Source organism: Pilosibacter sp. NGB245, from assembly GCF_057397225.1.
In genome coordinates, this window is sequence record NZ_CM171584.1 from 1,816,564 (window position 1) to 1,828,968 (window position 12,405).

General features: G+C 50.4%; 15 protein-coding genes. 13 read left to right on the top strand and 2 right to left on the bottom strand.

The window, feature by feature from the left end:
* Positions 1 to 39: 39 nt before the first annotated feature.
* Both citX and ACXMYH_RS08115 read right to left on the bottom strand, forming a co-directional pair.
* Positions 40 to 636: a citrate lyase holo-[acyl-carrier protein] synthase gene (citX, locus tag ACXMYH_RS08110; RefSeq protein ID WP_486554658.1), complete on the bottom strand. Its 597-nt coding sequence runs from the start codon at positions 634 to 636 to the stop codon at positions 40 to 42.
* 7 nt (positions 637 to 643) lie between these two features.
* Positions 644 to 1,537, bottom strand: a complete 894-nt coding sequence (locus ACXMYH_RS08115; RefSeq protein WP_118532785.1) for a LysR family transcriptional regulator — start codon at positions 1,535 to 1,537, stop codon at positions 644 to 646.
* A gap of 285 nt (positions 1,538 to 1,822) precedes the next feature.
* On the opposite strand from ACXMYH_RS08115, the gene citD reads away from it, so the two are divergent.
* The 13 genes from citD (at position 1,823) to ACXMYH_RS08180 (ending at position 12,358) form a co-directional block, all read left to right on the top strand.
* The gene (citD, locus tag ACXMYH_RS08120) at positions 1,823 to 2,122 is read left to right on the top strand and encodes a citrate lyase acyl carrier protein (protein WP_486554659.1); all 300 of its coding nucleotides are present in this window, start codon (positions 1,823 to 1,825) and stop codon (positions 2,120 to 2,122) included.
* Positions 2,122 to 3,021, top strand: a complete 900-nt coding sequence (locus ACXMYH_RS08125) for an aldolase/citrate lyase family protein (protein ID WP_021904969.1) — start codon at positions 2,122 to 2,124, stop codon at positions 3,019 to 3,021. Before citD ends, ACXMYH_RS08125 begins: the two co-directional genes overlap by 1 nt.
* Before the next feature lies 1 nt (position 3,022).
* Positions 3,023 to 4,591 (top strand): citrate lyase subunit alpha, encoded by a 1,569-nt coding sequence (gene citF, locus ACXMYH_RS08130; protein ID WP_486554660.1) that lies wholly within the window; start codon positions 3,023 to 3,025, stop codon positions 4,589 to 4,591.
* Between the two features lie 99 nt (positions 4,592 to 4,690).
* Positions 4,691 to 5,308, top strand: coding sequence for a hypothetical protein (locus ACXMYH_RS08135; RefSeq protein ID WP_486554661.1), 618 nt, complete (start codon positions 4,691 to 4,693; stop codon positions 5,306 to 5,308).
* 254 nt (positions 5,309 to 5,562) lie between these two features.
* The gene (locus ACXMYH_RS08140) at positions 5,563 to 6,441 is read left to right on the top strand and encodes a YicC/YloC family endoribonuclease (protein WP_118298142.1); all 879 of its coding nucleotides are present in this window, start codon (positions 5,563 to 5,565) and stop codon (positions 6,439 to 6,441) included.
* A gap of 85 nt (positions 6,442 to 6,526) precedes the next feature.
* Positions 6,527 to 7,153 carry a guanylate kinase gene (gene gmk / locus ACXMYH_RS08145; protein ID WP_118298143.1) on the top strand — a complete coding sequence of 209 codons (627 nt, stop codon included), beginning with the start codon at positions 6,527 to 6,529 and terminating at the stop codon, positions 7,151 to 7,153.
* A gap of 148 nt (positions 7,154 to 7,301) precedes the next feature.
* Positions 7,302 to 7,619 carry a DNA-directed RNA polymerase subunit omega gene (gene rpoZ, locus ACXMYH_RS08150; protein ID WP_118298144.1) on the top strand — a complete coding sequence of 106 codons (318 nt, stop codon included), beginning with the start codon at positions 7,302 to 7,304 and terminating at the stop codon, positions 7,617 to 7,619.
* A gap of 182 nt (positions 7,620 to 7,801) precedes the next feature.
* Positions 7,802 to 9,139, top strand: coding sequence for a 30S ribosomal protein S12 methylthiotransferase RimO (gene rimO, locus ACXMYH_RS08155; RefSeq protein WP_486554662.1), 1,338 nt, complete (start codon positions 7,802 to 7,804; stop codon positions 9,137 to 9,139).
* The gene (pgsA, locus tag ACXMYH_RS08160; protein ID WP_015554586.1) at positions 9,123 to 9,665 is read left to right on the top strand and encodes a CDP-diacylglycerol--glycerol-3-phosphate 3-phosphatidyltransferase; all 543 of its coding nucleotides are present in this window, start codon (positions 9,123 to 9,125) and stop codon (positions 9,663 to 9,665) included. Before rimO ends, pgsA begins: the two co-directional genes overlap by 17 nt.
* Entirely contained in the window at positions 9,665 to 10,402 is a 738-nt protein-coding gene (locus ACXMYH_RS08165; protein WP_486554663.1) for a nicotinamide-nucleotide amidohydrolase family protein, read from the top strand. The genes pgsA and ACXMYH_RS08165 overlap by 1 nt, the downstream gene beginning before the upstream one ends.
* Positions 10,403 to 10,455: 53 nt before the next feature.
* Positions 10,456 to 10,776, top strand: coding sequence for a hypothetical protein (locus tag ACXMYH_RS08170; RefSeq protein WP_021904976.1), 321 nt, complete (start codon positions 10,456 to 10,458; stop codon positions 10,774 to 10,776).
* Positions 10,773 to 11,939 carry a DUF2953 domain-containing protein gene (locus ACXMYH_RS08175; RefSeq protein ID WP_486554664.1) on the top strand — a complete coding sequence of 389 codons (1,167 nt, stop codon included), beginning with the start codon at positions 10,773 to 10,775 and terminating at the stop codon, positions 11,937 to 11,939. Before ACXMYH_RS08170 ends, ACXMYH_RS08175 begins: the two co-directional genes overlap by 4 nt.
* 17 nt (positions 11,940 to 11,956) lie before the next feature.
* The gene (locus ACXMYH_RS08180) at positions 11,957 to 12,358 is read left to right on the top strand and encodes a GerW family sporulation protein (RefSeq protein ID WP_015554583.1); all 402 of its coding nucleotides are present in this window, start codon (positions 11,957 to 11,959) and stop codon (positions 12,356 to 12,358) included.
* Positions 12,359 to 12,405 lie beyond the last annotated feature (47 nt).

The window sequence follows — 12,405 nt, forward strand, 5'->3', positions numbered from 1 at the left end:
GTATCTCCCGAGTGTGGGAATGGGCGGATCGGATCTGCTTCATGAAAAGTGTTCATGAAAGATCGCGTTGATCCGTTCCGTCAGCTCTGCGACCGAGTGGGCCCGGCTTCTGGAACATTCCCGCGCAGGGCGGCCGCAGAGGAGACAGGTCCGGCCCGGCTGCCCGATGTCACTTCTTGAGATCTTTTTTCCATCCCGCCCGATGATATCGATGTCGTAGAGTCTTCCGAGATCGGACGCGTCCTCTAACGGCACGAGAAGGCGTTTTACAGCGAGCGCATCCGCATCCACGCAGAGAAATGCCTCCGGACCGGTCTTATCGAGGATTAGGCTGCGCTTTAAGACCGAGATCTTTGCGGTATCCAACGCGGAAACGATCTCCGAAAGTGCAAAGGCAAATGCCTCCGGAACAAGCGGCAGGACCTTGACCGGCCCCGGGATATTTAAGGTGAAGGAGACGAGAACGCCGGGAAATTCGGAGAGAAGCTGTTCCTGCATCCAGACGCGCCGTTCCCTGGCGTTTAACATATCCGGAAGCTCGGCATCGGCACCGATGAATTTTTCTAATGTTTCTTCTTCTGCGTCATTTAATAATAACTGTTCTATTTCTGGATCATTCCATAAAAATTTTTCCATAAAAACCTCAGATCTCATGCAGGATCTCAAGAAATCCTTTCATATATTTTGTGAGATACATGTCCTTCCGGTAGCAGGCGTAAAAATGTCTTGGATTCTCCACACCGAGGATCGGATAGGAGAAGTAGGCGGAATCCGGCGAGTTATCAGTCTCGACATAGGAATCCGGACAGGCCATCACGACAGGACTTGCCGCAACGACATGTTTTCCGACCTCGATGCTGATCGTGACAAGGTCGATCTTCGGCTTCATGTCCCTCGTGATAAAGAGGGAGTCCTGGATCGTCCGGACGGAGTGACCGGACTGGCTGGAGATGAAGGTCTCATCGCGCGCCTCCAGGATATCGATCGGTGTCCCGGGCGCGATCCGTTTCGCAAGTTCGCATTCGCGGTTCACGATGAGGACAAGCTTTTCCTCCTGGATCAGGTCGTAGACCAGTTCCTCGTGGCGCGGGAATGTCGTGAGAAGTGCGATCCCGACTTCCCCCTCCAGGACGCTTTTTTCCATGGTCGCAGATCCCTGCTCATGGAGTTCCAGCCCCACATGGGGGAATCGTTTCTTAAAACGCGGGTATAATTCCGGTAACAGCTCCATGCCGCGCTGGACCGAGATCCCGAGGCGGATGGTCCCGAATTCTTCCTTGCTCAGCTCCTCGACCTGTTTTCTCAAGTTTGTGGAGATCGTTGTCACCTGCCTCGCCGCCTCCACGTAGAGCTGTCCGGCCGGCGTCAGGGTGATCGGATCGGTGGAGCGGTCAAAGATCGGGGCGCCGAGATTGCTCTCGGCGGTCTTTATGATCTGGCTCAGAGAGGGCTGGGAAACGTAGAGCTTTTTTGCCGCGTTTGTAAAGCTGCCTTCCTTCAGGACGGTCAGAACATACTGCATGTGTTTTTCATTCATAGAGGCGTCCTCCCCTGACTTTTTATCTCAGTTAGATAAAACTCCTGTTTTTCCTTTCTATTCTATCACATCCGGTCGGAAAAGACAACGCGGGGAAACCGGAGCGTTCCTGCCGCCGGACCGAGCCGATGCCCCATAAGAATTTCCCTATATTCGCTATAGAGGGATATGTATTGGATTAAAAAAAATGCAAGTGATATAGTAATGCCATAGAAAGTTATAGAACTCAGGTGGGAAAACAAACGAAATTTGTGCATCCTGCATAATGAGAAACGGAGGGAATATATGGAAATCAAGAAGACAGCCATGGCCGGCACACTGGAATCCAGCGATGCCCAGGTAACCGTGGAGCCGGGCGAAGGAAAGATCGAGCTCACGATCGAGAGCAGCGTGATCCATCAGTACGGCAGACAGATCCGGAAAGTCACACTGGAGACCCTGGACCGTCTCGGCGTGGACAGTGCAAAGGTCACGATCTTTGACAAAGGAGCGCTCGACTGTACATTAAAGGCGAGAGTTGAGTGTGCGGTCTACCGTTCCAACGGCATCACCGAAAATCTTCCGTGGGGAGGTGTCATCAAATAATGCATCCGAATAAAAAACGCTTAAGAAGATCCATGATGTTTTTAAACTGCCAGAAACCGGGTCTCATCAAGGATCCGTATATCTATAAACCGGACTCCATCATGTTGGACCTTGAGGACGCAGTTGCCGAGAACCAGAAGGACGCAGCGAGATATTCCTTATATCATGCACTTCAGGAGATCGATTACCGCGGTGTTGAGAGAGTCGTAAGAATCAATGGTCTTGATACCCCGCACTGGAAAGAGGATATCCGTGTCTGTGTTGCCGGAGGTGCTGATACGATCCGTATCGCAAAGACCGAGACAGCACAGGATGTTAAGACCGTTGAGGAGCATGTCCTTGCGGCAGAGAAAGAGTTTGGACGCCCGGAGGGAAGCACGCTCTTAATGGCAGCCTTAGAGTCCTGCAAAGGTGTTTTAAATGCCTTGGAGGTATGTCAGTCTTCTGACAGACTTATCGGAATCGCTTTATCCGGCGGAGATTACACAAAGGACCTCCAGACAACGATCACAGGAACCGGAGTGGAGCTTATGGGAGCGAGACAGCACATGATCATGGCGGCGAGAGCGGCAGGTGTCCAGTGCTGGGATACAGTGTTCACAAACCTTGACGACATGGAAGGTTTCGAGAATGAGACAAGAATGATCAAGATGATGGGCTTCGACGGAAAGTCTCTCGTAAACCCGAGACAGATCGCCATCGTCCATAAGGTCTTCACACCGTCGGAAAAAGAGATCATCTTCGCGGAGAAGGTTGTCCGCGAGATTGATGACAAGAAGGCAAAGGGAATCGGAGTCTTCACCGTTGACGGAAAGATGATCGACATCGCATTCTACGACGGAGCAAAGAGAACACTCGCCATGGCGAAAGCAGCAGGCGTTTATAAGGGGGATTTATAAGATGATCAATGCAGTTGGAAGAGAAATTCCCGAAGAGATCTTAAAAGCAACAGGCAAGGAGCCGTTCAAGGGCGTCTATGCCTATGATAATTACGAATATACAAAGGCGGCTCCGACCGTCCGTACATTAAACGATCCGACAAGAAGCAAGCTTGTCGAGAACATCCATGATGCCCTTGTAAAATGCGGCATTAAGGACGGCATGGTCCTTTCCTTCCATCATCATTTCCGTGAGGGTGACTATGTGGTAAACATGGTCATGGAAGAGGTCCATAAGATGGGCATCAAGGACATCACGATCTGTGCAAGCTCCTTAGGAAAAGCTCACGATCCGATCGTTCCGTACATCGAGGATGGCACCATCACAGGAATCCAGTCCTCCGGTGTCCGCGGAAAGATCGGTGAGGCGATCTCCACAGGACGGTTAAAAAACCTTGCGATCATGCGCTCCCACGGTGGACGTGTCCGCGCCATCGAGTCTGGCGAAGTCCATATCGATATCGCCTTCATCGGTGCTCCGACATGTGATGAGTATGGAAACATGCGCGCAAACGGCGGAAAGAGCGACTGCGGCGTATTATCTTACGCAATGGTCGATGCCCAGTATGCGGATAAGGTTGTTGCCGTGACAGACTGCCTCGTTCCGTTCCCGAACATTCCGGCAAGCATCTCCATGGTCGATGTGGATTACGTTTGTGTCGTAGATGAGATTGGAAATCCGGCCAAGATCGCGACAGGTGCTGCAAAACCGACGACGGATGTCAGAAAGATCATGATGGCGGATTACTGCACAAAGTTCGTAGTCAACACCCCGTATTTTAAGGAAGGTTTCTCCTACCAGACAGGTGTCGGCGGAGCTTCCATCGCCTCCACGATCTCCCTTGGAAAGATCATGGAAGAGAGAGGCATCCATATGGGACTTGGCCTCGGCGGAATCACCACTCCGATGTGTGATCTGTTGGCGAAAGGTCTCGTAAACAAGCTCGTTGATACCCAGGATTTCGATCAGGGTGCCATCGAGTCCATCAAGACAAATCCGAACCACTTCGAGATCTCTGCGTCCGAGTACGCGAACCCGTTCAACAAGGGCGCTTATGTCAATAAGCTGGATTTCGTGATCCTTGCATCTCTTGAGGTTGACGTAAACTTTAACTGTAACGTCGTTGTCGGTTCCGACGGCATGATCACAGGTGCTCAGGGCGGACATCCGGACACGGCAGCAGGAGCGAAGTGCACGATCGTCATTGCTCCGCTGCTTCAGGGAAGGATCCCGGCAATCTGTACAAATGTTACAACGGTAACGACTCCCGGTGAGTCCGTTGACGTTGTCATCACAGACTACGGAATCGCCATTAACCCGAGAAGACAGGACCTTATCGAGTGCATGAAAGGCGTTGACCTTCCGTTCTGCACGATCGAAGAGCTCCGCGATAAGGCGTACGCCATGGTCGGAACTCCGGATCCGGTGCAGTTTGACGACCGCGTGGTCGGCGTGATCGAGGCCCGCGACGGCACCATCATCGATGTGGTCAGAAAGATCAAAGACTATGAATTTGAGGATGAACAGTAATCTGCCCGTCCCGGTGCTGTGAAAACAATTTCCCCAGACATGTTTTCGCAGCGTATACCCCCTTGATAAAGGAGAATTTGAGTATGTCTGAAATTCCCGATGATCCTCGGTGTGATCCTCGTCCTTTTCGGATACTACACCTGGGACAACTTTGCAAAGCTCATCAAGAGCGGCTTTTCCAGCACCGGCCCGACAGCGGCACTGTTCGTATTCAGCGTCCTGTACTTCGGGATCATGACAGATGCCGGAATGTTTGATGTCATCATCAACAATCATGCGGGTCCGGCACTGACCATGTGTTCGACTCTGATGGCGGCGGCTGTCCTCATGGGTGTCCTTGTAAAAGAGGTCGAAGGGACCACGAGCGTCATCACCTGCATGTCCGGACTGATCAGTACCTTCCTCCCGGCAGTCCTCGGCCGTCATCTGCCGCTCGCACTCGCGTTCGACACCGACAGCTACTTCTACGGAATGCTTCCGGTCATGATCGGCATCGGAGAGGGCTTCGGGATCCCGGCGCTCCCGATCGCCGCAGCGATGGCAGTCTGCAGAAACTGCGCGACCTTCATCAGCCCGATGGTACCGGCAACACTCCTCGGAGTCGGCCTTGCGGATGTGGACATCAACCAGCACATCAAGAGCAACTTCTTGTGGGTATGGGGATTCTCCTTTATCTGCATGATCGCCGCGATCCTGTTTGGGATCATTCCGGTGTAAGCACGTTTACAGAATGGACAATTTCCCTGATTTTGATATAGCGGCTGTCTGATATACCCCACCGGACAGCGCAGAATACCTCCCATATGAATGAAAAATCCCCAGCGGTCAGAATGCGAAAAGCCGCTGGGGATTTTTCTGCCTTATTTTTCATATGCGATCAGAAACAGAATATTTGCACAGAAATCTGGTTGACTGTAATTTTTATTTGCCGTATAATAATGGTTATCTATGGGAAAGCGAGGCATGTCTGAATGATTAAGAGCATGACCGGATTCGGCCGCCACGAGTTAGTGACGGACGAGTGTAAGATTTCAGTAGAGATAAAGGCGGTAAACCACCGGTATCTTGATCTGGGAATTAAGATGCCGAAGAAATTCAATTACTTCGAAGCATCCATGCGTACCCTCTTAAAGGATTATATCCAGAGAGGAAAAGTAGATATATTTGTGACATACGAGGATTATACCGACGCAAAGGTATTCCTCAAATATAACAAGTCTCTTGCACAGGAATATATGGACAGCTTTAAAAAGATGGCTGATGACTTTGATATCGACAATGATGTGAAAGTGTCCATGCTGGCAAGATGCCCGGAAGTCCTCACGATGGAGGAAGTTCCGGAAGATGAAGACCATATGTGGGAGCTCCTGAAAGATGCGCTCTCAAGAGCCTGTGAGGGATTCGTGGAGTCCAGGATCCGCGAGGGCGAGAATTTAAAGAACGATCTCGTAGGAAAGCTCGAATATATGCTGACACTTGTCGACTTTATCGAGGAGCGCTCCCCGAAGGTGATCGCGGAGTACCGCCAGAAGCTGGAAGACAAGGTAAAAGAACTTCTCGCGACCGCATCCGTGGACGAGTCCCGGATTGCAACGGAAGTTACGATCTTTGCAGATAAGATCTGTGTGGATGAGGAGACCGTCCGCTTAAGAAGCCACATTGAGGGAATGAAGAAGGAACTTTTAGCCGGCGGAAGTGTCGGAAGAAAGCTCGACTTTATCGCCCAGGAGATGAACCGTGAGGCAAACACGATCCTCTCAAAATCAACGGATCTCGAGATCTCCGACCGCGCGATCCTCTTAAAGACAGAGGTCGAGAAGGTAAGAGAGCAGATCCAGAACATCGAATAAAGATTGTGTTAGTACGGAATGCGGAGCAATCCGCGGTCCGCGAAACCAGCAGAATACATGATTGAGTAATCAGGAGGCATTTGTAATGCAGACAAAAGGAGTCCTCGTTGTAGTTTCCGGATTTTCCGGAGCAGGAAAAGGAACCGTGATGAAGGCGCTCTTGAATAAATATGATAATTACGCGCTTTCTGTATCGGCGACCACGAGAAATCCGAGACCGGGGGAGGAAAATGGAAGAGAGTACTTTTTCCTGACCGAATCCCAGTTCGAGGATATGATCAAAAATGACGAGCTGATCGAACATGCACGTTATGTAGATCATTATTATGGAACACCGAAAAAATATGTGGAAGAAAAGATGGCTGCAGGAAAAGACGTGATCCTTGAGATCGAGATCCAGGGAGCACTCAATATCAAGAAGAAATTCCCAGACGCGCTTCTCGTATTTATCGTACCGCCGACTGCGGAGGACCTGAAAAAACGTCTTACCGGCCGCGGAACTGAGAGCGCGGAAGTGATCGAAAAACGTCTCCGCCGTGCCGCGGAGGAGTCCGACGGAATGGATTCCTATGACTATATCGTAGTCAATGACGATATTGATACCTGCGTGGAAGATCTCCACAGCCTGATCCGCTCCAGCCACTTTAAAGAGTCCGCGAATACGGATCTTGTGGCGAGAATGAAGCAGGAGCTGCACGATATGACAAAATAAAGAATGTATCCGTAAAAATGCTACATGCAAAACCGGATACTTCAGATATTTAAAATTTATAACAAAAAACAGCAAAACTTCTCGCATCTTTACAGATGGAGAGGAAAGCTGCAACCAGGAAACTCATGATCTGAAAGGGGTATATTTTATGTTACATCCGTCTTATACAGACTTAATCGAAGCCGTAAACAGCGACGTTGAGCCGGGCGAGCAGCCGGTCGTTCAGAGCCGTTATTCCATCGTCATCGCAGCATCCAAGCGTGCGAGACAGCTGATCGCTGGTGACAAACCGCTCGTAGCAGGCGCTGCCGGAAAGAAACCGCTGTCCACCGCTGTCCAGGAGCTTTATGAGCAGAAAGTAAAGATCCTCACAGAGGACGAGGAGCCGGAGATCGAGACTGATTTCGAGGTGAAGGAGAGAACTCCGGAAGAGATCAAAAAAGAAGAAGAGTACGCGGAAGAATAAAAGCGATCCGCCCGGCCGTGTGATGCCAAGCCACGGACGGACGAACCGGAGAAATATGTTGGAAAGGGGAGGAAAACGGCTGAATCTGGCTTTAGTTTCCTCTTTTTTTCGCTGGCGGTTCCAAAAATGCCGGATACAGCTGCGGACCGCGAAGTTATACAGAGAAAGGAAAAACAAACAGAATGAATTTACTTTTCATATCACTGGGCTGTGATAAGAACCTTGTCGATACGGAAAAAATGCTGGGAATCCTCGGGAAAGAGGGCTATTCCTTCGTGGATGATGAAAATGAGGCAGATATCGTCGTTGTCAATACCTGCTGCTTTATCGGCGATGCAAAAGAAGAGAGCATCAACACGATCCTTCAGATGGCGGAGTTAAAGAAAACAGGCCGCTTAAAGGCGCTGATCGTAACCGGATGTCTCGCACAGCGCTACAAGCAGGAGATCATTGATGAGATCCCGGAGGTAGATGCGATCCTTGGAACGACTTCCTATGAGGCAGTCGGGGAGGCGATCAAAGAAGTCATGCACGGAGAAACACCGGAGGTCTTCGAGAGCATCGATGCGCCGGTGAGCAAGACTACAGACCGTCTTGTGACGACAGGCGGACATTATGCGTTCTTAAAGATCGCGGAGGGCTGTGACAAGCGCTGCACGTACTGCATCATTCCGTATCTTCGCGGAAAATACCGCAGCGTTCCGATGGAGCAGCTTGTGAAGGAAGCGGAGGAGCTTGCAGAAAAAGGCGTGAAGGAGCTGATCCTGGTAGCCCAGGAGACAACTCTTTACGGAAAAGACCTCTACGGCGAGAAGAAACTTCCGGAGCTTTTAAGACGTCTGGCAGCCGTATCCGGAATCCAGTGGATCCGTCTCCAGTACTGTTATCCGGAGGAGATCACCGATGAGCTCATCGAAACGATCAAGACCGAGGAAAAAGTCTGTAACTATCTGGACATCCCGATCCAGCACGCAAGCGATGCCGTGTTAAAACGGATGGGCAGAAGAACCAACAACAAAGAGATCCGCGGACTGATTGCGAAACTCAGAAAAGAGATTCCGGACATCGCACTCCGCACGACGCTGATCTCCGGTTTCCCGGGAGAAACCGAGGAAGACCACGAGATCCTGATGCAGTTTGTCGATGATATGGAATTTGACCGTCTCGGCGTATTCGCATATTCCCCGGAGGAAGATACCCCGGCATTCAGCTTTGAAAATCAGGTTCCGGAGGAGGTAAAACAGGATCGCCGCGATGAGATCATGGAACTCCAGCAGGAGATCGCTTTTGAGAAGTCTGAGGCAATGAAGGGACGCACCCTTGAAGTCATGATCGAGGGCAAGGTTGCTGATGAGAACGCCTACGTCGGACGTACCTACATGGACAGCCCGAACGTGGATGGACTTATCTTTGTAAACACCGGACTTTCCCTGATGTCCGGAGATTTCCTTAAGGTACGCGTCACAGGCGCGTCCGAATATGATCTGATTGGGGAGGCAGAGGATGAATTTACCGAATAAACTGACAATATTACGAGTGATCATGATCCCGTTTTTCGTAGCTGCGCTTCTTTATGACGGCGGCGCAAACCAGAACATGCGTTATGTGGCGGCGGCGCTCTTTATCATCGCGAGCCTGACCGATATGCTGGACGGAAAGATCGCGAGAAAGTATAATCTGGTAACAAATTTTGGAAAATTTATGGATCCGTTGGCGGATAAACTGCTTGTCTGCTCCGCACTGATCTGTATGATCGAGCTTCGTGAGCTTCCGGCCTGGATGGTCATCATCATTATCAGCCGTGAGTTCATTATCAGCGGCTTCCGTCTGGTGGCATCCGACAACGGTGTTGTCATCGCGGCGAGCTACTGGGGAAAATTTAAGACCACATTCCAGATGATCGGTGTGGTTCTTCTGATCTTTAACATTCCGGCATTGTCCACATTGACGACAATCATTGTCTGGATCGCTCTTGCATTGACAGTAATTTCACTTGTTGACTACATTGTGAAGAACGCCGGCGTTCTTACGGAAGGAAAAATGTGATGATTCGAACAGAACAGGGTTATGCCCAGATATTTAAAATTTACGGAAAAAGCGAGACGGAAGTAAAGGAAAAGCTTCAGGACCTCTTAAAGTGCGGCGGCGCTGTCGTGATCTACACGAGACGCCGCGGAAAAGATGTCCATGTTCTTGCGGAGACACAGGCGGAGGATGAGGAGTCCGCCAAGGCGGCGTTAAAACCTGTTGCCAAGGAGATAAAAAAGGCACTGGGCGACATGTATTATTCCACGAAAGAGAATGAGACGATGGAAGAGACCGTTGTGCGCCTCCTCACAAAGTACGGACTCACGGTGACAACGGCGGAGTCCTGCACCGGCGGCATGGTGGCTGCAAAGATCATCAATGTGCCAGGTGCGTCTGACGTATTTGATCAGGGTTATATCACATATTCGAACAAATCAAAGAGAAAGATCCTCGATGTCAGCAAGGCAACTTTAAAAAAATACGGGGCAGTCAGTGAGCAGACCGCAAGGGAGATGGCACTCGGCGGTGTTCTCGCGGCTGATGCGGATGCCTGCGTTGCTGTAACGGGGCTTGCTGGTCCGGACGGTGGAACAGAGGAGAAGCCGGTGGGACTCGTATACGTTTCCTGCTGCATGAAGGACGAATTGATTGTGGAGGAATGCCACTTCAACGGTACAAGACAGGAGATCCGGGAACATGCCGCGGTCACGGCGCTGGACCTTTTGAGAAGAATGATCATCAGATCTAGACAGTAGACCGGGTCCAGGCGTGACCTGGTCATAAATATTAAGGGATGAGCAGGTGAATCATGCGCTGGTATGAAAAACTGTATGTCGGGGAAAAAGCGAAAAAGCACAGATACGAAACGATCCAGGCGGTCCGAAATGGAAGACCAATGGGCTTTTATGTCCTGACTCCGGCGGCTGGGGAGCGTAACCTTTTAGATATCTATCCGGCGCTGACATTAAAGCTTCCTTACTATGAAAAGCAGGATCTTCTGATCGTAGGGATCGCTGCGGATTTTGAGGATGCGGCGGCGCTTGCGGGGCGGATCATCTGTGAGGTCTACAAAAAGACCGGCGGGTATGATGTGAACTCCTTTCTTTTCGGAAAGGGGTGCTGCGAGTGATCCATATTTTGCTGATGATCTTAAAGGTCATCGGAGTCATCCTGTTAGTGATCCTTGGACTGATCCTCGCTGCGGTATTGCTGATCTTGTTCGTTCCGGTGCGATACCGGGCGGATGTCTCCTTCGAAGGAAAACCGGACGGGGAGGCGTCAGTGAGCTGGCTTCTACATCTCGTGCGGATCCGGGTGAGTTATCACGAACACGCGGATGTATCCGGGCGGGTGCTGTGGTTTAAGCTGTTTGATGTGAGATTGTGGCCGCCGGAGGATGAGGAAGAACAAAAAACAAAATCAGAAACGGAGCCGGTTTTTGCGGACTTTGAAAAAACACCGGTACTGTCAGAAAATGATTCTGAAATCAGAAACACAGAGGTATCTGTTTTAACTGAAAACGAGCAGCAGGAAATACCTTTGGAAACAGTTGCGGAGACATCGGAAGCGGAAGAGAAAAAAACTGCTGTGGATGACAGGACAGCTGTCCCTGCGGAAGATGATGAACTTGTTGTCCATGCAACGGAGCTTGTTTCAGGATCGAATGAATCTTCTTCTCCCAGCGCACTGCCGGCGGGTGCTTTGAAAAACTCCTCAAAGGGAAATTTTAAGGAACCCTTTGAGAAAGAGGAACGTGTGGAGAAGGTTAAGAACTGTTTCGGTGCGAAGATCAAAGAAAAATTGGCGCGGCTTATAAAAAAAGCCCGAACTCTTTGGAATAGGATCCGGGAACTGCCCGGAAAGATCCGGAAGCTGGCCGATGGGATATCAAAGAAGAAAATTTCTCTGGAAAAGACCTGGGACAGCATCTCGATGTTCTGGCACGACGGGCAGAACCAGAAAGCGTTTCACCTTGTCTGGAAGCGCGCAAAAAAACTTGTCCGCTACGTTCTTCCGAAAAAGATGCAGGGACGGATTCACTTCGGTTTCGATGATCCCTACGATACGGGGCAGGTTCTTACGGTGGTCAGTCCGTTTTATGGCTTATACGCGAGAACACTGACTCTGGAGCCGGATTTCAACGGAACGGCGCTTGACGGAGAACTTCATTTTAAGGGGCGGATCGCCCTGTGGTATCCGCTTTGGACGGCAGCAAGACTGTTTATCAGTAAAGATTTCAGAAGATTACTTCGTTTCTTGAGGAAAAGAGATTCTGGGATGAAAAAAGCATAGATTTAGGAGGAATCGGTATGGCAGAAAATCAGTTTCCATCTACCGTGGATGCACTGTTTAAGGGGATGGATCATTTCATTACATCAAAAACCGTTGTGGGCGAGCCTGTGAAGGTGGATGAGAACACGACGATCATCCCGCTTGTGGATGTGACCTGCGGCATGGCAGCCGGTTCCTTTGCACAGTCCGCAAAGACAAATGGCGGCGGCGGTATGAGCGCGAAGATGAGCCCCAGTGCCATCCTCGTGATCCAGAACGGCATGACAAAGCTCGTAAATATCAAACATCAGGATGCAGTCACCAAAGTCCTTGACATGGTCCCGGACATTGTAAACCGCTTCACCGGCGGCAATGATATTACTCCGGACGCGGCGGCAAAAGCGGAGAAGATGGCAGCTGAGATGGAGAAAGAGAAATGAACACAATTCCTCGGAGCGATCCGGGGAATTGTTGTATCTGAACGCCA